General features: G+C 49.8%; 16 protein-coding genes. 5 read left to right on the top strand and 11 right to left on the bottom strand.

The features are described from left to right. Positions 1 to 85 precede the first annotated feature (85 nt). Positions 86 to 3,874 carry a metallophosphoesterase family protein gene (locus tag AC1XTG_RS20905; protein WP_484843293.1) on the bottom strand — a complete coding sequence of 1,263 codons (3,789 nt, stop codon included), beginning with the start codon at positions 3,872 to 3,874 and terminating at the stop codon, positions 86 to 88. A 50-nt stretch (positions 3,875 to 3,924) separates the two neighbouring features. Further along, entirely contained in the window at positions 3,925 to 4,263 is a 339-nt protein-coding gene (locus tag AC1XTG_RS20900; RefSeq protein WP_484843292.1) for a winged helix-turn-helix transcriptional regulator, read from the bottom strand. Positions 4,264 to 4,375: 112 nt separating this feature from the next. Here AC1XTG_RS20900 and AC1XTG_RS20895 point away from each other — a divergent pair, with 112 nt between their 5' ends. Beyond that, positions 4,376 to 4,759 (top strand): DoxX family protein, encoded by a 384-nt coding sequence (locus tag AC1XTG_RS20895; protein WP_056283933.1) that lies wholly within the window; start codon positions 4,376 to 4,378, stop codon positions 4,757 to 4,759. A 30-nt stretch (positions 4,760 to 4,789) separates the two neighbouring features. Here AC1XTG_RS20895 and AC1XTG_RS20890 read toward each other — a convergent pair whose 3' ends face one another. The 3 genes from AC1XTG_RS20890 to mnmH are packed head-to-tail and all read right to left on the bottom strand — an operon-like array spanning position 4,790 to position 7,630. After that, entirely contained in the window at positions 4,790 to 5,491 is a 702-nt protein-coding gene (locus AC1XTG_RS20890; protein WP_484843291.1) for a DUF2490 domain-containing protein, read from the bottom strand. Positions 5,492 to 5,537: 46 nt separating this feature from the next. Next, positions 5,538 to 6,578 carry a selenide, water dikinase SelD gene (gene selD, locus AC1XTG_RS20885; protein ID WP_484843290.1) on the bottom strand — a complete coding sequence of 347 codons (1,041 nt, stop codon included), beginning with the start codon at positions 6,576 to 6,578 and terminating at the stop codon, positions 5,538 to 5,540. Then, positions 6,575 to 7,630 carry a tRNA 2-selenouridine(34) synthase MnmH gene (gene mnmH / locus AC1XTG_RS20880; protein ID WP_484843289.1) on the bottom strand — a complete coding sequence of 352 codons (1,056 nt, stop codon included), beginning with the start codon at positions 7,628 to 7,630 and terminating at the stop codon, positions 6,575 to 6,577. The genes selD and mnmH overlap by 4 nt, the downstream gene beginning before the upstream one ends. Before the next feature lie 129 nt (positions 7,631 to 7,759). Here mnmH and AC1XTG_RS20875 point away from each other — a divergent pair, with 129 nt between their 5' ends. Further along, on the top strand, positions 7,760 to 8,938 hold the full coding sequence (locus tag AC1XTG_RS20875) for an ABC transporter permease (RefSeq protein ID WP_484843288.1): 1,179 nt from the start codon (positions 7,760 to 7,762) through the stop codon (positions 8,936 to 8,938). Positions 8,939 to 8,953: 15 nt separating this feature from the next. Here AC1XTG_RS20875 and AC1XTG_RS20870 read toward each other — a convergent pair whose 3' ends face one another. Continuing rightward, positions 8,954 to 9,820, bottom strand: a complete 867-nt coding sequence (locus AC1XTG_RS20870; RefSeq protein ID WP_056283947.1) for a lysophospholipid acyltransferase family protein — start codon at positions 9,818 to 9,820, stop codon at positions 8,954 to 8,956. A 495-nt stretch (positions 9,821 to 10,315) separates the two neighbouring features. Here AC1XTG_RS20870 and AC1XTG_RS20865 point away from each other — a divergent pair, with 495 nt between their 5' ends. Both AC1XTG_RS20865 and AC1XTG_RS20860 read left to right on the top strand, forming a co-directional pair. Further along, positions 10,316 to 13,672 (top strand): SusC/RagA family TonB-linked outer membrane protein, encoded by a 3,357-nt coding sequence (locus AC1XTG_RS20865; RefSeq protein ID WP_484843287.1) that lies wholly within the window; start codon positions 10,316 to 10,318, stop codon positions 13,670 to 13,672. A gap of 6 nt (positions 13,673 to 13,678) precedes the next feature. Continuing rightward, on the top strand, positions 13,679 to 15,463 hold the full coding sequence (locus AC1XTG_RS20860) for a RagB/SusD family nutrient uptake outer membrane protein (protein WP_056283954.1): 1,785 nt from the start codon (positions 13,679 to 13,681) through the stop codon (positions 15,461 to 15,463). Positions 15,464 to 15,551: 88 nt separating this feature from the next. Here AC1XTG_RS20860 and AC1XTG_RS20855 read toward each other — a convergent pair whose 3' ends face one another. Genes AC1XTG_RS20855 through AC1XTG_RS20845 form a run of 3 tightly spaced genes read right to left on the bottom strand, consistent with a single transcriptional unit; the run spans position 15,552 to position 17,059 of the window. Next, entirely contained in the window at positions 15,552 to 16,532 is a 981-nt protein-coding gene (locus tag AC1XTG_RS20855) for a HipA domain-containing protein (protein ID WP_484843286.1), read from the bottom strand. Position 16,533: 1 nt separating this feature from the next. Further along, the gene (locus AC1XTG_RS20850) at positions 16,534 to 16,854 is read right to left on the bottom strand and encodes a HipA N-terminal domain-containing protein (protein ID WP_484843285.1); all 321 of its coding nucleotides are present in this window, start codon (positions 16,852 to 16,854) and stop codon (positions 16,534 to 16,536) included. Continuing rightward, the gene (locus AC1XTG_RS20845; RefSeq protein ID WP_484843284.1) at positions 16,832 to 17,059 is read right to left on the bottom strand and encodes a helix-turn-helix domain-containing protein; all 228 of its coding nucleotides are present in this window, start codon (positions 17,057 to 17,059) and stop codon (positions 16,832 to 16,834) included. The genes AC1XTG_RS20850 and AC1XTG_RS20845 overlap by 23 nt, the downstream gene beginning before the upstream one ends. Before the next feature lie 383 nt (positions 17,060 to 17,442). On the opposite strand from AC1XTG_RS20845, the gene AC1XTG_RS20840 reads away from it, so the two are divergent. Continuing rightward, a complete protein-coding gene (locus AC1XTG_RS20840; protein WP_056283967.1) occupies positions 17,443 to 18,003 on the top strand; it encodes an RNA polymerase sigma factor in 561 nt (186 codons plus the stop codon). Positions 18,004 to 18,030: 27 nt separating this feature from the next. Here the strand turns inward: AC1XTG_RS20840 and AC1XTG_RS20835 are convergent, their stop codons facing one another. Further along, the gene (locus tag AC1XTG_RS20835) at positions 18,031 to 18,783 is read right to left on the bottom strand and encodes an esterase family protein (RefSeq protein ID WP_484843283.1); all 753 of its coding nucleotides are present in this window, start codon (positions 18,781 to 18,783) and stop codon (positions 18,031 to 18,033) included. A 1-nt stretch (position 18,784) separates the two neighbouring features. Beyond that, complete coding sequence (locus AC1XTG_RS20830) at positions 18,785 to 19,387, bottom strand: GDSL-type esterase/lipase family protein (protein ID WP_484843282.1); 603 nt, start codon at positions 19,385 to 19,387, stop codon at positions 18,785 to 18,787. Positions 19,388 to 19,610: the final 223 nt, after the last annotated feature.

Below are 19,610 nucleotides of genomic sequence, written 5' to 3'. Positions count from 1 at the left end.
ATCCTAAACCCCGGTAGCAAATGGGAATATGGAATGGTATCAAATTTAGGTGCCGCACCAGCAGCAAAGCTTACACTCGCTGGTGCTAGAACCAAAATCCGAGCTGAACGGAAATCCTGGGCTTTTCCTCGTTTTTTTCTTTGGGTATAAATGCGCCGGCCGCGATCGTGATCAGATCCACAGGCGCCAGCCAGATGCCCCCGCCATAATCGAAATGCCAGTTGGAAGAAGGATCGTCTTCCAGCCACACACGACCGTGATCAAAGCTGCCGAATATACCATAGGTAAGTGGCAATGCAGGATTGGTGCTATTCCCCAGTCTGACGCGCAGGTCGGTTGCGTGCCAGAAGCTGCTTGTGCCGTAAAACCGCTCCGTGCGGTAGCCGCGCAGCCCCTGCCTGCCGCCTATGACGGGCATTTGGAAAAATTCATAACCGTCTCCAAAGTTCAGGCCTGTTCCTGCCTGAGTGGCCAGGATGATATTTTCCCTTGCGTCCAGCGGGGTGTAGTATGACAAATGCGCGCGCAACGCAGCAAAGTTATAGCCTGTATTCAGGTTACTCGTCCAGTTGAATGCCGCATTGAACCTGATCCCGCGATGGGGCGTGGAAATCTGGTCTACCCCATTGAAGTCAACCAGCAACTTGGCGCCTGAATAATATTTCGTTTTAAAAATGTCGGTATCCAGTCCATTTTCCGGCGAAGTGATAAAGCGGCCCGCCGTTGCCTGAATGTCGTTAAACTCCGCATAAGGTCCCAGCGCAATGAAGCCGCTTGTTCCGGCGAAACGCTTTTTAATAGCTGGAAAAACGTACAATGCGCTTTGACGAACACGGTAAAAATTGGGATCGTCCACCGGGCGCACGGATTCATTACCTATACCCGCGTAGTTGAATGCATAAGTCGGGCCGCGGTAATGCGTATCCAGGTAGAAATCGAACTTCTTAAATGCATTGATAAAATCACCCGTATAATTGACGCGGAAGGCAAGTGTATGAAAAGCAAAGCTGGCCCCGAATGTCTGAATGGAAGCGTAAGGTTCTTTTTTAAAACCATATTTGGTCAGACTCACATTGGCACCCAAAAACACACCGTCGTCAGGGTTATAGCCTGCTATGGGAATGGGAAGGAGGATATCGTAGTTACTTTCCGCACTTCTGCGCTCGTAGGTATTGAAGCCGTAATCGTTGGTCCGCTTATCGTTTGTCTCCGGCCCGGGCGAAACTGTATTTTCTTTCAGGTCATCATACACGATCGTTTTCCTGCTGCCTGAATGTACATTCGAACTGTCCACCACGAGATCTTTGCCGGTACCTCCCACTATGCGGATTTTGATCCCTTTTTTCACATCCCCTTTCACCAGGAATTCGTCCTCATCTCCATTGCCGTACAGGGTTACCACCTCTGTTTGCCCTGTTTCAAAAACGCGGCGAAAAGTCTCCTTTTTAAGCTGCCCCTTTTTACTGATCTCCGACACGGTCACCCGGGTATGCGCATCATCCAGCCTTTCCACCGCAAAACGCTCCTTTTCCTCCGATCCGATTACATTCACGGATCTGGCCAGAAATTCATAATGCGCCCTCGCAATGCGCATCAGGTTATCTCTTCGGGTCGTAATGCTTTTGATGGTCGCCGGCGAAGCGGCTTCCCTGGCTTCCTGCGGCCACGCCGAAAATGCATTACTGATCACACCGTCCGTCAGGCGTGCCTGTATAAACTTCACCTGCTCCTCCCATTGCTCCCAGCTCAGCCCATTCAGAAAAGTTCGGTCCATCATTCTTGCACTCCAGGTAGTCCATTTCATGCTTTTGATCTCTGGTGTAAAACTTTGCAGCTGCCGCAAAAAGGGTAGCGTTTGTCCTGCCACATTGGTAATAAAACCATCATACAATGAAAAAGCCTGGTCGCGGTCACGGGGAATGGGGCGCAGCAGATTACTCCCGTCCTTTTGTTTGATGGAGGCCCAAGCCCATTGATCGTCGTGCCGGTCCCAGTCGCCGATCAGGAAATCAAAAAGCCGGGTACGCAGCATCCAGGGCTCATCGATCCTGCTTTTGTTATTTTCCAAAATGCTCTCAACCACATCGGGGGTACTGATGATCTTATCGGCATTCCCGAAATAGGCAGCGTCTTTCCACTTTTTGCCGTCGGGCCGCTCCTCGAACAAATTCATGGTACCGCCAAAAACGGGATTATAGCTGGCAAGCGCGGGCTGGGCAGGTACATACACAAGCTTCGGGTTGGTGTGATACACGTGAATAGCCTCCGCCATTGACGGCATTGCCAGCGGCGCAAATGGATTGGTAGACAAGAAATTATCCTCGACCACGTATTTGGCGGCCGTCATTTTGTTGAATGGAGCCGGCAAAAACCGCGTTACATCTTTCGTCAGTCCGCGCAGTACGTATTCTTTTCCGTCCTTGGCGCGCAGCCGGAGCGAGTTGGTCTGGTTGCCGCCACCCTGTTTTACCGGCGTCAGCCCTCCCAGAGTCTGGTCAAGATCCATGACCGGAAATGTGTATTTGCGTGTGTAAAGGTCCCTGTTGTGCGTACCGAATAAGGCTTTGTGAAATTTACCCACTGGCTTCACTACCGTTTTGCTCACAAATTGCGAGCTGGAATCCGCGTGCTGCGCATATTCTGCAAAATGCGTTGCCGGATCGATTGCCGCTACTTTAAGCGCGTCTTTGACTTTCTTCTGAAATATCACTTTTGCATCTTTCCCGTCTTTACTGACCTCCCAATACCGGACCCAGGTCTCTCCGCCTTCATAAAAACTGAGCGTACTGAAACCGACAGACGTGGAGGCAAACTGCGAACCTTTGCCCATCCCGACAGGGCTGTTTTTTGAGCCGCTACCGCTTACAATCATTTTCTGGTCGTCGTTCTCGATGTATTGCAGCGTATGCTCGTGCCCACTGGCAATGATGAAGTTCCCATTCTTTTTAGCCCCCGCCAGAATGGCCGTTCTCAGATCTTTATAATGCTGATTGGCCACATCCTGCCTGGAACCGATAGTACCCCGGAAAATAGCCGCCAGACTGCCGATCACCGGAAGCGGGATGTACAATTTTGGATTGATATCGGTAAGCGGGAATAAATGCTGCCTGAAAGTATACTTGCCGCCGTGCGGGCCGTAGGTATAAGGCGGGTGATGCATGGCGATCACCACGTTCTTGTTTCTGTACTTGCGGACTACGTTCTCAAACACAAACCTGAAATGTTCGCGGTTCTTGATTTCGCAGCCGTCATTGATCCTGGGATCTTTATCCCAGTCGGCCAGCCACCACTGCGAATCCACCACGATGATCACAACATTGTCATTAAGCTCCACCACTTCCGGACCGGAGCACGCGTCGAGCGGGAGAAAATAGTTTTCATAGTCCTCCTTATCCGTTTTCCCGCGGCGCGAATTGAGATATTCCTGCACATATTTCTGCTGGCGCTTTACACCTTTGATACCCCAACCACGCCAGTCGTGGTTACCGGGCAGGAAAATGGGATATCCTTTGAACCCGTCAAGTGTTTCCAGCTGGGAGTCGATCCGGTACTCGGCCACTTTTCGTTTGGCCGAATCCTCTGCGGGCGGCATACCGTATTCGTAAATATTATCCCCCATAAACAATGCGGAACTTTCTTTCGGCTCAGTGGCCAGCTTTACTTTGAGGTATTCCAAAACTGGTGCCGGATGCTCGGGGGAGTCATTTCCTGCGTCCCCGATCAGGTACATCGTATGTTTGAGCTTCAACGAAGGATCGGGCGCATTTGACTGCCAGTCTTGCGCCTCCCGGGAGTAGCGGGTGCGGTAGCCTGCGCAGGATACAAGTATGGATGAAATGATGAAGAGAAAACCAAATCGTAATAGTCGGGGCATAGCGTAATTCTTAAAATAATGAAGCAATTTCTCATTGACCGGCGAATACGCTAACTGCCGATTACCTGCTTCCTGTGGGCCAAACCCCAGAAATGCAGCTCGTCGAGCACTTTTTCAAGCGATAACCCGTGCGGGGTTATGGTATATTCGACAGTAGGCGGGAATGTGTCATAAACATCCCGTTTGATAAGCTGGTTTGCTTCCAGGCTCTTTAATTCTTTTGACAGTGTTTTATCAGTGATCCCGTTAACTGCCCTGGCAATTTCCTTGAAACGCTTAGGCCGCTCGGACAATGTAAACAGGATCAACAATTTCCACCGGCCGTTCAGGGCATCGAGCGCATCACTGATCGTGAGCATTGTTTTGGGACAACCACCTTTTGCTAACATCTGTTTTCTTGTTTGCGTTACTATCCTTTCGGATAGCGCTATCCAAACAGGAAGCGCTATCGAAGCGATAGTAAAGGTACCTAGTTTTGCCTTCAATCTAAACAACTCAGAAATGACTGGCAAACAACCTGTTTCAAAAACAAGGAACACATTATTATGGACTGCGCAGGTACTGCTGGCGGCTACGCTCGTTTGGGCTTCTTTTATGAAACTTTTTAAGCCTGCCGACGAATTGGCGCAAATGTGGCCCTGGGCCGCAGATCATCCCGGATTGGTAAAGTTCACAGGAATAGTAGACCTGCTCGCGGCGGCGGGGTTAATCCTTCCGATGCTCCTGGGCATCAGGCCGCAACTCACACGATATGCCGCCTTCGGGGTTGTTGCATTGATGGCAGCTGCGGTTGCTTTTCACCTTCTCAGGTCAGAGGGTTCCAGTATCGCATTTAACCTTGTCTTCGCGCTGATCGCCGGGTTTATTGCCCGGGGAAGAAGGTGATCTTGGCCGGAATATTCAGGAGCTGCGTGACTAAAAACTCGTCGTGATCATCAGCTGGATCACGTTCGTTGCGACATCCCCATCCTGCTCCCGCTGATACCAGTACATATAGCCCAGCTCCATGTCGATCTTCTCGCTCCATCGGTAACCGACCGAGCCTAAAACTCTGTTTTGATCGAAAAATGAATTGTTCACGTGACTTTTATGGGAAACGTTCACGAAAAGTTCATCCTGAAAATTGAGGTATAACCCTCTTTTAAAATCGTCCTGAGCGAAAATGGGGATCTGAAAAGCGGTAAATGCCCGGGCTCGCTGCGAAAACAGTACCCGCTCCGACTTTACAAACCGCTGCTCAAATCGCCCGCGCACCGTCCATTCGATTTGCCCGAGTTTGGTAGACAGCTGATACTGCTGGTAAATGCGGTGTTCCGGCTGGAATTGAACTTCGTTATTTTCGCGTTCCCAGTCATTTTTTGAAGCATAACCCAATGCAAATTCGTTTTGATCATTTACACGATAGCCCGCCGCCGCCCGTAAAAGCAGCGTATTTACCGACCTGAACTGATCTCCCGTGCGGACCTGCGCATCAAAAAGCAGGTCCCACTTCTTACCCAGCTGCTGCGTGTGTGAAAGAAAGGTCCAGCCGCTGTTCGCATGCTGTGCCAAGACATGGAAGTGTGTACTTGCCAGCACGCATGCAGCCATAAAAATCCTGAATGGAGTAACCATCATTTCTGCCCGTTTTACATTGGCTATCCTTCATCAATCCAGCAGGTATTTACTTTACTTCGATCAGCTGCCCGCTACTCCGGCTGGTCAGCGTGCCAAAGCAGGTGAGGTCGTAGCCCATCGTGCGTAATTCTGTTTCAAAATGCTCAGCTTCCTGCCCCTCCACGGCGATCAGCAAGCCGCCGCTCGTTTGAGGATCAGCCAGAATGTAACGTTGCGTTTCGGTGAGCTCGCCTATTTTGTGACCATAACTATTCCAGTTACGCTGCGTTCCGCCGGGAAAGCAGTTTTGTTCCAGATAATAGGGAAGCGAGCCAATCACCGGCATTTTGTCAAACTCGATCCCGGCAGTTAATCCGCTTCCTTCGCACATTTCCGAAAGGTGGCCCAGCAGGCCAAATCCTGTCACGTCGGTGAGTGCTTTTACAGCCGGCATTTTACCCAGTGCCTCTCCCAGGTTATTCAGCTTCGTCATACTTTCCAGCGCAATGGCCGCGTCTGCGTCCCGCAAAATGCCGCGTTTTTGCGCTGTTGACAGGATACCCACGCCCAGTGGCTTCGTCAGATACAATCTGCAACTTTCCGTAGCTGTTGAATTCTGTTTCAGGTGTTCAATCTGCACCATCCCGTTCACAGCCAGGCCGAAGACAGGTTCAGGGCAGTCGATACTATGTCCGCCCGCGAGCGTGATTCCGGCTTTCGCACACACAGCTCTTGCACCTTCCAGCACGCGCTGTGCCACTTCGGCAGGAAGCTTGTCCACCGGCCAGCCCAGTATCGCGATTGCCAGCACAGGTTTCCCTCCCATTGCGTACACGTCACTGATCGCATTGGTAGAAGCAATGCGCCCGAATTCAAATGCATCATCCACAATGGGCATGAAAAAGTCGGTCGTCGAGATCAGTGCGGTACCGTTGCCCAGGTCGAGCACTGCTGCATCGTCCCTTTTGTCATTACCTACCAGCAAGCGCGGGTCAATAGCTGCGGGCACGGAACTATGTAAAATCGTATCCAGAACGGCAGGGCTGATTTTGCATCCGCAGCCCGCGCCGTGCGAGTACTGGGTTAACTTAATGTCATTGATGTTCATAAAACCGATGATTGTATGCGATGCGTTTTGATTGTTTTGGCAAAATCTAAAATCTGTCTCACCTGCTCTTCCAGGGAATCTCCTGCCAATGCAAGCGTGTGAATGCGGCCCGGATCAGACCTGGCCAGTGCTTTCAGGTAAGCCTTATCATAATATACCAGCACAATCCTGATAAAATCGTCCATCTTGTCCTGCTGTATTGCTTCAATAGCCTGGGTGGTCTGCAATGGTCCCAGCCGCTTGTGGATACGCTGTGTACAGGCGATCAGAAAATCCTTGTCAAGCGCGCCATACTCCCCTACCAGCCCCGCTACCCGAATGTTTATATCCACCTCCACATTCAATAAAGGCGCCTGGATCATGGAAGCCCACAATGCACGCGGGATAGTTACCTTTCCGATATTCAGATTTTCATCTTCAAGCCACACGCGCCTGTTCCCGTCAATATCTTTCATCACCCAGGCCAGGTTGTTTTCAAACTGCCCCTGCGTGGGCTGTATCATTTTGTTCATCGTCCCATAAGCTGAACCCTGGTGCCGCGCCAGCTCTTCCAGATCGATCACCTGCTCTCCCATCTCCCGCAGCCTGCCCAACTGCCGCGTTTTTCCCGAGCCAGTCATACCTCCCAGTACGAGCAGCTCGTACTCGCGGGCAAATTGCTGGTTCGCCCATTGCCGGTAACTTTTATAGCCGCCCCGGATCAGGAAAACATCGAACCCGTACAAATCCAGTGCCCACGCCATGGCGCCGCTCCGCATTCCGCCGCGCCAGCAATGCAGTGCAATCCGCTTGTCGGGTGCCAGTTCAAGTGCCTGCCTGATGAAGCCCGACCATTTATTTCCTGTCAGATCAAAGCCCAGCAAAATAGCGGCTTCCCGGCTGACCTGCTTGTAGGTAGTCCCCACCAGCACCCGTTCCTGATTGCTGAACAAGGGCAGGTTAACGGCGCCCGGAATATGGGCGTGTTCAAACTCAGCAGGCGTGCGCACGTCGGCCAGCACAATGCCGGCTTGCATGGAGAGATATTCCTGAATGGAGATATTGTTGATCATAATAAATGCAGGGGCTTTGACAAATTAACACTATTTCTGATTGAGAATTATCATGCGCAAGACCCAACCTCGGCGCGAATACTGGAGTATAATACGGTAGAAGTATTCAGATATCATCCCTGCCTGTCAATGATCAACGTCCGGAAAGAAATCAGGATCCGCTTAGTGCTCCTCTGTCTCGTTATGTCCGTTTGCATTCCCCTTTTCTGCTATTTCAAATACCAGCTCGACTACGACCGCTTTCATACGAAATCTGACCGCATTTATAAGTTAATGACGGATTGGAGCACGCCCGGCGAGCAGACAACCAGCAGTATTTCTTCTTTTAATGGCGCTACCAGGACAGGTTCAGGTTTGAACCTCATTGAAAAATCAGCCAGGATCATACACAGCAGCTTCCAGCTAAAAAGCAGCAATTCGCATTCTGTAACTGTTGATGGCGTATTTGCGGATGCTTCGGTATTTGAAATCTTTGATTTCCCAATGGTAAGTGGCAACGCGCAGACTGCTTTGCAGCATCCTTTCACTGCTGTACTGACCGGCGAAACGGCAACGGCGCTATTCGGGGCGCAAGATCCGGTCGGTAAGGTGTTTTATTTAGGAGAATTAGCCCAACCTGTGACTGTAACGGGACTTGTGAAAGAGCTCCCGGGAAATTCCCAGATCCAAGCCGGCCTGTTTGTTTCCATGCCCACGCTTGTGCAGCTGCATGATCAGAAGATAAGCGGAAAAATGGAAGAAATTGGTGTAGTTACTTACCTGTTTTTCAAGGAAAATACAGGCAGGCAAACTGCAAGTAAAGCAGTAGACAAACTGTTTTCAGGTCAAGGAGCCTTTAAAAATTTGCTGACTAACAAAGCAGTTCGCATTGAACCGCTGAGAAATGGTTTTTTCAATCCTTTGCTCAGCCGTTTCCAGGTTTTCGCATTGTGTGCTGCTGTGGTCATCATGCTACTCGTGCTTTTGGAATCGTTGAATAGCCTTGTTAAGATGGTATTGTTACAGATCAGTCTGGGTGACGATTATCAGAACATCACAAACAAGGAACGAAACAGCAAGCTGATCCGGCGCGTTTTTGTGCTGGTACTGGCTTCCGGCGCAATCGCAAGTGTGGTTTCGGCGATCCTGGTAGCTGCTGCGGCTCTCTTTTTAGAAATCCCATTCACCCAGCAGTTACCTGCATTTACCGCTATCGCAACAGGCACAATAATCCTGTCCGTTGTGAGCAGTGTACTTATCGGTTACTGGATTGTTTTGCGGGTACCATCTGAACCGATGCGCACCTACTTGATCCATAAAAAATCCTGAATGAAGATACGGCGATCAGCCCAGCGGAAGTGCTTTCCAGCGGTCGTGCGACCATAGCCAGTGCGCCGGGGCTTTGGAGATGTTGGTTTCCAGTTTGTTATAATAAGCATCCGTGATCGTCATCGGCGATACTTCAGATGGTTTTTCCGAAATCAGGTGGAAGGTATAGTCGTAATGAAAACGGGATCTTTTGGTACATTCCAGGTACACAACCGCCGAATCCGAAGCAATTGCCAACTTTTCCGCGCCGATCTGTACCCGCGTTTTCTGACCTAAAAAATCGACGAAATACTTGGCGTCCATGGCCGGTCTCTGGTCTGCGATCACAACCACCAGCGAAGGGTTTTCACGCTGCTTCAAGGTAGATAATGCGCCCCGGTAAAAATTTTTCTTCGGAATCAAACGCACGCCCAGCGAAGACCGCATTTTCAGGATCCAGTTATTGATACGCGGATTGGAAATGGGCGTATAGGCAGTATACACCTCAAAATCCACCACTTTGGGCAGATTAATCAGGTACTCCCAGTTACCATAATGCGAAGCCAGCAGCACCACGTGCTTTTTGTTGCGGTAAAATTCTTCCAGCAGCTCCGGGTTGGTATAATTAGCCAGCTTTTTGCGGCTTCCCGGACTTACGATATAATATAAAAACGGCTCGATCACCAGGTCGCCCAGGTGTTTGTAGTATTTGGAAATGATCGTTCTGATCCTTTGTTCGCCTTCACGCCCGAAAGAAGTTGAAAGGTTTTTCTTGATAACCTTGTAGCGGTACTTCATCAAATGGTAGGTCACCAGATAGATCAGGGATGACAATGCTGATGCGGCAATGAACAGGAATTTATTGATGCCGGTGAAGGCAGAAGTTTGTGAATTATTTTTCATAGCTGGTCAATTAATAACTGCCGTCCAATGCAATGGGTTCAAACCGCCCGGTATTCAACCCTGGATCCATGTTAAAACGGAAAATCCCAGCTTACATTGAAAACGCCTGCAAAGTTACCCGAATAATAGCTTCCCCCGCGACCACATTGTACGAAAGGCAAACAGATCATCATTCTGAAACAATAAATCACCCGTGTTTTCGGCTGTTTCCCACAGACTTTGAAAGGTTATCGCAAAAGGCAAGTTGTTATTAAAATTTAAATAAATAATAGTAAAGTACCATTCCCGTACGCTTTCGGTTGTAACCCCGATTAAATTATCAAATTGTTAAATACCTCCTCTTCGAAAGTACATCTTATCGGAATTATTCAATTTTACGCCGTTAAACCCTGCGGTTGTTTCACACTATGCCAAAAGCATTGAACGAACTCCACTCCTCGAACTGCAAGCTAATATTCAACTCACCAACTCATTTATTAATCAAAATCTACCCTTATGCATTGCTGCAAGAACAGGCTGTTCCTCTCGGGGAGCACCGTACAAAACTCGCTCGCTCGCTTTGCTTTGATCGCTCTGGTTAGCGGAACAAGCTGGGCAAAAACACCCGCAAAGGCAGAATTACTTCCTCCGCCCCCCTATCCACGCACGACCGCGCCTTCCATTGTGGCCGATCGCCAGGTGACCGGCAAGGTAACCGACGGACCAACGCCCCAGGGCCTCCCAGGGGTAAACGTAGTTGTGAAGGGAACCCAGGTAGGGACTATGACCGACGCCGATGGAAATTTCAGCATCAGCGTTCCGGAAGGCGGCACCACCTTGGTATTTTCCTATGTGGGATACCTCGCTCAGGAAATTGAGATTGGTACCAGAAGCGCCATTGATGTGCAGCTGAAAGCCGATGCCAAATCTCTGAACGAAGTGGTTGTAGTCGGATATGGTACTCAGAAGAAGGTAAACCTGACCGGCGCCGTAGACCAGGTTGGCCAGGAAGTATTGCGCAACCGCCCGATCACGAATGTGGCCCAGGGACTTGTTGGAGCGGTTCCGAACCTGAACCTCCGCATGCTCGACGGTAAGCCAACCCAGTCGCCTGCATTCAATGTCCGCGGTACCACGTCCATCGGCCAGCGCGGGAATGCGCTTGTGCTTATCGACGGTGTGGAAGCGGACCCACGCTTTCTGAACCCCAACGATATCGAAAGCATTTCGGTACTGAAAGACGCAGCTTCGGCTTCGATTTACGGGGCGCGTGCTGCATTCGGTGTGGTACTGATCACGACCAAGTCGGCCGCGGAAGGTAAGACGACGGTTTCGTACTCAGCCAATTATTCCGTTAAATCCCCCACCGAGGTGCCCGACAACATTGTGGAGTCGTACCCGTGGGCGCAGGGTTTCAGCGACGCCTGGTCGCGCTGGAACGACAATGGAAATACTCCGACGGCGATCAACAAAACGATCAGCTTTTCACCGGCCTACCTCGCTGAGATTAAAAGAAGATGGGAAGATCCTTCTTTGCCGCGCTTCGAAGTGGACCCCAATACGGGCGAGTACCAGTATTTTTACAGCACCGACTGGTACCGGGAACTCTACAAGGAACGTTTCAGCGCGCACGACCACAACTTGTCCATTTCGGGCGGCAACGATAAAGCTACTTTCCTGCTGAGCGGGCGTTACAATGGGCAGGGCGGCTTGTTCCGGTACAACACGGATACTTACAATATGTACAACCTCCGTGCGAAAGGAAGTATTCAGGTAACACCCTGGCTGCGGATCGACAACAATACCGAGTACTCGACCATGAAATACCACCAGCCGATCAACGTCGGTGAGGGGAGCGGGATTTACCGTAACATCGCGGATGAAGGTCACCCGCTGGCACCGATGCTCAATCCGGACGGAACGCTTTCTTTCTCGGCTGCCTATACCGTCGGAGATTACTATATCGGGAAAAATGGCATTGACAATACACAGCGGTTCCTCAAAAACAAGGTTGCTGCCAAAGCCCAGTTTTTTGACAAAACACTTTCCGTTCGTGCTGACCTTACTTTCCAGAGTACCGACATTGGCAGCCAGCAAAACCGTGTACAGGTTCCTTACAGCCGTGCAAAAGGCATTATCGGCTACACCGGGACAAATACCAATGATATCGAGGAAAGAAAACGGACTACCAACTACCTTGCAACCAACTTCTACGCTGATTATGTGAAGTCTTTTAACAATGCACATAACTTCACACTGCTGGCCGGTTTCAACTATGAGCAATCCAATTACAGCAATTTGACGGCACGCCGGAACGGGCTTGTGTATGCAGATGCCGACGATATCAACCTGGCACTGGGACAAAGCATTGTAACTGCGGGTGGTTTGCAAAAATGGGCGATCGCAGGTGGATTTTTCAGGCTGAACTACAACTTCCGCGAGCGTTATCTCCTGGAGGTGAACGGCCGCTATGATGGTTCTTCAAAATTCCCGACCAGTCAGCAATGGGCATTTTTCCCGTCGGTATCAGCCGGCTGGCGTATTTCGGAAGAGCCTTTCTGGAATGTAAACCCGAATGTATTTTCCAATTTGAAACTGCGCGCTTCCTACGGTTCACTGGGTAATGGTAACGTAGATCCTTATTCTTTCAACGAGAAATTCTCCATTTCGCAGTCGGGCCGGGTAATCAATGGCATTCGTCCGCAGAGTACCCGCCAGCCGGGTGTTGTTCCCGACGGACTTACCTGGGAAACTTCCACTACCGGCAACGTAGGTCTTGAATTCTTCACACTCAGGAACAAGCTTTCATTTACCGGGGATATGTACCAGCGCCGCACTTCGGATATGTTTACAGTAGGTCCAACTGTGCCTAATGTATTTGGTATCGAGGTTCCGAAAGGCAACTATGCAGACCTGAAAACAACAGGATGGGAGCTGACAGTAGACTGGGCAGATCAGTTCAACCTGGGTTCAAAGCCATTTAAATACAACCTGAAATTTATGCTGGCGGATTCCTGGGCGATCATCACCAAATACAACAACCCGGACAAGAACCTGACGAACGTCAATAATCCGAACGAAAGCCAGAGAGAATTTTACGAAGGCCAGCGCATTGGCGAGATCTGGGGTTACCAGGTCGAAGGATTGTTCAGGTCGGAAGCCGAGATCCAGGAATCACCTTCCCAGGCCAATATCCCAAATACAAACACGCGGAAAAACTATCCCGGCGATATTAAATTCAAGAACCTCGACGGCGACAATGTGATCTATCACGGACTGAACAGGGTCGGCAATTCTGGCGACAAGCGGATCATCGGAAACTCCGAGCCGCGCCGCACTTTCGGTATCAACCTGTCGGGCGACTGGAATGGCATCTTCCTGAGCGGGCTTTTTCAGGGCGTGATGAAACAGGACTGGTACCCGTCGGCAGAGGCGCGTTTCTGGGGACAGTATAACAGACCGTACAATGCATATCCCCGCTGGCACGAAGACAATATGTTCCGTCCCGAGCTGGGCAACTTCGATGCATACCTACCCCGGCTGGTCGGCTACACAGCCCAGGGTACCGGCCGCGCATTGCAGGTACCTAATGACCGCTTCCTGCAGAATGCAGGGTATATCAGGCTGAGAAACCTGCAGGTAGGCTACAACATTCCGCAACGTATTGTGGATAAAATCCAGGCACGCGATCTCAGGGTGTACCTGTCTGCGGAAAATCTCTGGACCTGGTCTCCGATGTACAAATGGACACGCGATACGGATGTTACGAACATTTACGGGTCCGATCCTGACCTCAGCGGCGGTACTTCGGGTGACGGATACAACTACCCGATGCTCAAAGCAATATCAGTAGGTCTGACACTTAACTTTTAATCAGTTATGAAAAAATTCAAATACATAAGCAGCACACTGGCCCTCTCACTTCTGCTGGTAACCAGCTCGTGCGACCTGAATGAAGTCCCTGTGGACACTGCGACCAACGAAGCCGTTTTTGGCTCCGAAAGTGGTCTGGAATTGTATAGCAACTCTTTTTATGACCTGTTGCCAAATACCGACGTGGGTGTTTTTCAGGACGATGATGTTTCTGATATCGTGGCAAGAAACGGGGTAGACGATTACCTGGCTGTGGGCGCATTGAGCCCGATCACCAGCTCAGGCTGGGCACTGGATAACTGGCGGCCGCTCCGTAATATCAACTATTTCATTGCCAATACGGAGAAAAGCACGGTAGGCACCAAGAACCATTACCTGGGTCTTGCCCGCTTTTTCAGAGCTTACTTTTATTTTGATAAAGTAAAGCGCTTCGGCAATGTGCCCTGGATCGAAACACCGATCGAAGTGACTGATATGGAAAAGCTGAATGCGCCGCGTGACGATCGTTTCGAAGTAATGGACAAGGTTTTGGCTGATCTTAATTTTGCCATTGAAAACATTACATTAACCTCCGATCCATCTGTTACCCGCATTACCAAAAACGTGGCACGTGCTTACAAAACGCGGATCTGCTTGTACGAAGCGTCTTTCCGCAAGTATCACACCAGCTACAACAAGCAGGCGACTGCCAAAACCTGGTACGAGGAAGTGATCAAAGAAGCGAATGCGATCACCGGCTTCTCACTGCACCAGGGCGCGTCTCTTGACAGAGCTTACCGCGAAATGTTCATCGCCCGCACGCCATATACCGACGAAACCATTCTTTCCGTCGCATTAAGCGCAAGCTTGCAGATTTACAGCTCGGCCAACCGGCGCTTTATCAGTCCTACTTACGGCAACCGCCCCAGTTTGACCCGCCGGTTTGTCAATACTTACCTCAACCTGGATGGTACACCGTTTACGGGCAAGGCGGGATACAAGACCACGCCTTTTGTGGAGGAGGTCAAAAGCCGTGACCTGCGTTTGAAACAGACGATCCGCGTGGGTGATTATACCCGGACGGAGAATGGCGTACCCGTGATTGCGCCGCCTAACTTTTCGCAAACGGTGACGGGCTACCAACCTATCAAATGGTCTTTTGATGAGCGTTTTCCTTACGATGACGAGAGCCGCAATGACAATGCGCACATTATTATGCGCTGGGGTGAAGTGCTGCTGAACAAAGCCGAGGCACTGGCAGAACTTGATTTGATGACAGCAACTGAATGGACCAATACCATTGGCGCACTCCGGAAAAGGGCTGGTATTACAGGCGCTACATTGACCACGGTACCGACCGTCGCAGATCCGTACATGATAGAGTTTTTCAATGGTAAGTTTACTGATCCTGTGCTGCTGGAAGTACTGCGCGAGCGGGGTACGGAAATGGTGTTCGAAGGACTTCGCCGCGACGATCTGATCCGGTGGAGGCTGGGTGACCTGTTCCAGAAAGCGGCGATGAATGGAATTTACGTAAGCAAGCTCGGTGAACACGACCTGAATGGTGACGGAAAAAATGACGTGCATTTTTACCAGGGTACCAAGCCAACTTCCACAACGCCGGGGATTGCATTTGTTGATGTCAGTCCGTCGACAGCAGCGGGAAGACTGCAGCTTTCCGGCGGCACTTCCGGTGAGGTGATCTGGAACCCTGGTCCGCGTGAATGGGCAGACAAGAAGTACCTCTACCCTATTCCCGAAGCAGACCGCGTCAGAAACCCGCAACTGGGCCAAAATCCAGGCTGGCAATAACAGCTCGCCTGAGACCGGGCCGCGTGAATATTTTTGAAAACAAACAAAAGCGGGACTGCACGAATGTGCGGTCCCGCTTTTGTTTCCCTTATCTTCTGCTCAGACGTAAAAGCCTGTCGAGAACAATTTTTGAATAGTTGCTTTTGCTCTCCTCCGACAGCCGCGAATCTTCAACGAGCTTCATAGTCTGGTTTTGAAGACTGATAAAGTTATCGAGAATGCCGGTTGCTCTTTTTTCGGCTATTCCTAGGCGCTTTGCAAAGCCGATGAAATCCTGACGGCCGTAATATCCATTTGCCGAGTAAAAATCCGTATCCAGACAGCCTTCGTAAAGCTCTAAGGCAATATCGGTTTCATAAGGTGTGTGCAGCTTGGTACTCATCAGATCATAGGCGGGTGTAAGCCTGTACTCGCCTGATTCATGTTGTATCAGTGAAAAGTTTTTGAGATGCGCGTCTCCATTCCCGACTATATAATTGAATACGACCAGCCTGAAAAGTGCTTCAAGCGCGGGTGGCGCGGCGGCAACGTGTTTGCGGATCAATATTCCGATCTCCTCGTAGGTAGCATCGTACTTGTAATTTTGTCCGTTGGACGCGGTAGTCCTGTTCAAAAGCTGGGCGAAATCCTCCTGCTGGTATTTCTTCCCGTCGGTTTTCAAATCAAACCTCCTCGTTATATAGGCAGGTTGTCCGTCATCGAAGTAGATGAGCGCATTCGCGGCGGTACGGATCTTGAATACCTGCTCAGCGATCTGCATGGTAAGATGCTCGTTTTCGGGTGCATCTTCAATGGCAAGCAGCTGAGTGGAAGGCGGCACGGGCTTTACAATGTATTCGCCCTGATTTTCGGTCAGTACCAATGCTTTCTCTTCGCGGCGCAGGGAATATTTGAGCTGTACACCCGAAATGGAGAGTCTCGTTGTGTGTTTCAGATAGTCCGGGAGATTTTCAGATTTCGGCGCCGCATACGAAAGGCGCGCGGCGATTTTGATCCCGTCGAAAAGCCTTTTACTGCATTTGGGACAAAAATCATGTTTCGATTCCCGATAGCACGCTGCACACTGCATATTATTCAGGTTTAACGGTTATAGCGCCGATCGTGTCATCACCGGCTGTCAAAAGCAATCTTTTAAAATGGTCATTTTCATCAATCCGCAGCGCACGGCATTGGATATCTTTATTAACTCCTTCGGATAAAAGGCCAAAAAAGAAGGCGAACAACTCTGCTGATTGGTGGACCCGCACGCTTTTAGGCAAGGTAAAACTGATAGCAGGCTTCGCCGGATCAGAATGGTAACCCGCCTCATACTCGAATGTATACAGGCCACTTTGGTCCTTTTCCAGAAACCCGGCCAAAATGCCATTGTTATAAACGAGCCCCCTCATCATCTGTTGATCTGATTGCTATATGAAGAGTCATTCCTAACACGTCGAGCAGCTTTTCCATCGACGCCAGTGACGGATTCCCTTTGCCTCGCTCGATTGTATACAATGTCTTGGCAGTCAGGTTCGCCATTTCGGCGGCGTCTTCCTGCTTCAAACCTAAGTCCTGCCTTCGCGCAGCAATAGACCTTCCTAATTCAACCCTGTTCATCGGTAATATGTTACGTATTTTACAATATTAATGAATTATCAAGTCATTTTAGAACAAAATCGGTATCAAAATTCCGATTTTGCTTAATTCAGGTTAGTACTTGACTTTTTTACTCCAAAAAATTAGCAATCGGAATTATACTACCGAATTTATGTCCATGTTTTTACAACAAAACTGTCCGGTGAAGTTCTATCTGACAGAAATCTGATAAAACAACTTCCCTTTCGATCTTTTTGACAAGTGCCGGGCGTATGTTACCATCATCAACAACGTTCACATGACACCTTTCACCCGCGCGCTTTACCGCAGCCAGCTCTCCGCAGGTCACCTCAAACCTGTCTGTTTCTGAAATTCGCTTCGTGCTTCGGCCGGATTGTTATTCGATGAAAAAACACGATGTGAGTTTTTCCGAAACGGAATTGGTGGCGCTTCTTAAAGCTGGTAACAACCCCGCATTTAAGTTGCTGCACGACCGCTATGCACCTGCATTAACGGAAATCGTATATAAGATCATCAGAGACGAGCACCAGGTGGATGACGTCGTGCAGGATACACTGTTGAAAATATGGATACACATTGGAAGCTACCAGAAAGAAAAAGGAACGCTTTTCACCTGGATGCTCAATATTGCCCGCAACACGGCCATTGACAGGCTGCGTACTAATCTGAAATTCAAAAATCATGTGGGATGGGAAACGGTTGGAGAGGCAGATATTATCTCGCTGATCATTTCTAATCCGCGCCTGAGCGCTACTGAGCTGAATGCGTATGTGGAGCGGCTTTCGGATAAGCAAAGGCAGGTGATCGATCTGATCTATTTCCAGGATTACACCCACGAGCATGCCGCTGCTCAGCTGGGAATTGCATTGGGTACCGTCAAGTCGAGGGTTAGAAGTGCATTGATAGAGATCAGGGAAATGCTCTCGGAAACGCCCGATCACTAGTCCCGCAAGATCAGAATGCGGATCAGATTACAGGTACAGCTTCACCATCTGCCGCCAATACCTGGGCCGGTGCGCCTCCTCTTCCCAGATAATCAGCTGGTGCGGTACTCCGATTGCATTCAGCGAAGCGCTCAGCTGTTCGTTATTTGGCAAAAAAGCATCTTCCCTCCCGATCACGAGCGTCAGATCCAACTTTCTGAGCTGTTTTAAAAGTTTCGGATCGCGGATGCCGGGTACAAAGTGGTTGGGCATGTTGAAATAAATATTCTCGTCAACATATCCGTCAAACAGATCTGCGAAAAATTCCAGCGGTTTGGTCAGGTCGTACCGCCCGCTCATTCCCACGATTTTGGTGAAAATTTCCGGGTGCCTCAATCCGATATTAACTGCGTGGTAAGCGCCAAGGCTGCACCCTGCTACTGCCAGCTCCTTACTCCGGTTTCTTTGTCTGATAAAAGGGATTACTTCGGTAAGTATGTAACGCTCATATTGCAAATGGCGCAGGATCCGGTCGGCAGGTCGCTTTTTGGAGTAAAAGCTTTCCCGGTCAATACTGTCGACGCAATAAACCTGGATTTGACGGGAGTGAATGCGCTCGCTCATAGCGTCGATGATCTTCCAGTCTTCAAGATCGTAGAAATGCGCCGATCTGGTGGGAAAGAAAATAACGGGTGTCCCGCCTGACCCAAAAACAAGCATTTCCATGTCCCTGCCCAGCACGGTGCTGAACCATTTATGGTACTGTCTTTCAATTACCGGGCGAGATGGGGAGCTGATCATATTACTGGTGGTCTGTCAACCTTAAAGCTTCACGAATTTCCTTCTCCCAAACAGCATAGCCCGCCGGGCTCAAATGCAGCCCGTCGGCTTCAAACAATGATTTAACCGGTCGCCCGTCCGCGCCCAGCATAGCAGGAAAAATGTCAACAAAATGTTGAAGCTGGTCTTTTTCAGTTTCCTGACGAATTAGCTGATTGGTTGTTTTGATCTCTGCCAGCAGCTCCCAACGCTGGATACTGGGCTTGATGCTGATGTAATAACAGGGGATTGCGCCGAAGCGGGTGCGGATCTGGGCGAGCAGCTCCCTGTAAAAAATGCATACCTCCATAGGGTTGCGTCCGTCGCCGAGATCATTGTCACCTGCATAAATCAGCATTGTTTTCGGCTGATCGAGCTGGGCCATGATCCTGTCGAAAAACCAGCTGCAAGCCGCCAGTGTGGACCCGCCGAAGCCGAGGTTAACAGGCTTTAAATCCTCAAAATCAGTATACAACGTTTCCCATAAGGTAAAGCTGGAACTGCCGTAGAATATCGTCTCCGGCTTGAATGCCAGCTTCTCTGCTTCTTTTTCGACTCTTAAAACTTCCTCTTCATACCAATTCATACGCGATTCCAAATTGGGCCATTGCCCGGATAAACAGCAGGCGCATTGCCGCCTGAACTGCGTGAAAGATAGCTAACCAATGTTGTCTGCACGTTAAGGCAAATTTTTGATTGTGTTATCTACATAAAATGCGTTCCCGAAGCCCGGTTCCCGCAGGCGTCACATCCACACACATCAAAGTTGTGAGATATGTATTATATTGGTTACTAAACTCAATGACACT

It is taken from the genome of Dyadobacter sp. HNCC25DJ183 (genome assembly GCF_056895175.1).
Note: the sequence above shows the minus strand (reverse complement) of the source record. Positions and strands in the feature narration are given on the sequence as shown.

Coding starts and splice junctions, on each gene's coding strand:
- mnmH (WP_484843289.1), bottom strand. CDS start 7,630: ATGATCAACAATATCTCCATTCAGGAATATCTCTCCATGCAAGCCGGC.
- selD (WP_484843290.1), bottom strand. CDS start 6,578: ATGAACATCAATGACATTAAGTTAACCCAGTACTCGCACGGCGCGGGC.
- AC1XTG_RS20905 (WP_484843293.1), bottom strand. CDS start 3,874: ATGCCCCGACTATTACGATTTGGTTTTCTCTTCATCATTTCATCCATA.
- AC1XTG_RS20855 (WP_484843286.1), bottom strand. CDS start 16,532: ATGCAGTGTGCAGCGTGCTATCGGGAATCGAAACATGATTTTTGTCCC.
- AC1XTG_RS20865 (WP_484843287.1), top strand. CDS start 10,316: ATGCATTGCTGCAAGAACAGGCTGTTCCTCTCGGGGAGCACCGTACAA.
- AC1XTG_RS20870 (WP_056283947.1), bottom strand. CDS start 9,820: ATGAAAAATAATTCACAAACTTCTGCCTTCACCGGCATCAATAAATTC.
- AC1XTG_RS20890 (WP_484843291.1), bottom strand. CDS start 5,491: ATGATGGTTACTCCATTCAGGATTTTTATGGCTGCATGCGTGCTGGCA.
- AC1XTG_RS20830 (WP_484843282.1), bottom strand. CDS start 19,387: ATGAATTGGTATGAAGAGGAAGTTTTAAGAGTCGAAAAAGAAGCAGAG.
- AC1XTG_RS20840 (WP_056283967.1), top strand. CDS start 17,443: ATGAAAAAACACGATGTGAGTTTTTCCGAAACGGAATTGGTGGCGCTT.
- AC1XTG_RS20875 (WP_484843288.1), top strand. CDS start 7,760: ATGATCAACGTCCGGAAAGAAATCAGGATCCGCTTAGTGCTCCTCTGT.
- AC1XTG_RS20835 (WP_484843283.1), bottom strand. CDS start 18,783: ATGATCAGCTCCCCATCTCGCCCGGTAATTGAAAGACAGTACCATAAA.
- AC1XTG_RS20860 (WP_056283954.1), top strand. CDS start 13,679: ATGAAAAAATTCAAATACATAAGCAGCACACTGGCCCTCTCACTTCTG.
- AC1XTG_RS20900 (WP_484843292.1), bottom strand. CDS start 4,263: ATGTTAGCAAAAGGTGGTTGTCCCAAAACAATGCTCACGATCAGTGAT.
- AC1XTG_RS20895 (WP_056283933.1), top strand. CDS start 4,376: ATGACTGGCAAACAACCTGTTTCAAAAACAAGGAACACATTATTATGG.
- AC1XTG_RS20850 (WP_484843285.1), bottom strand. CDS start 16,854: ATGATGAGGGGGCTCGTTTATAACAATGGCATTTTGGCCGGGTTTCTG.
- AC1XTG_RS20845 (WP_484843284.1), bottom strand. CDS start 17,059: ATGAACAGGGTTGAATTAGGAAGGTCTATTGCTGCGCGAAGGCAGGAC.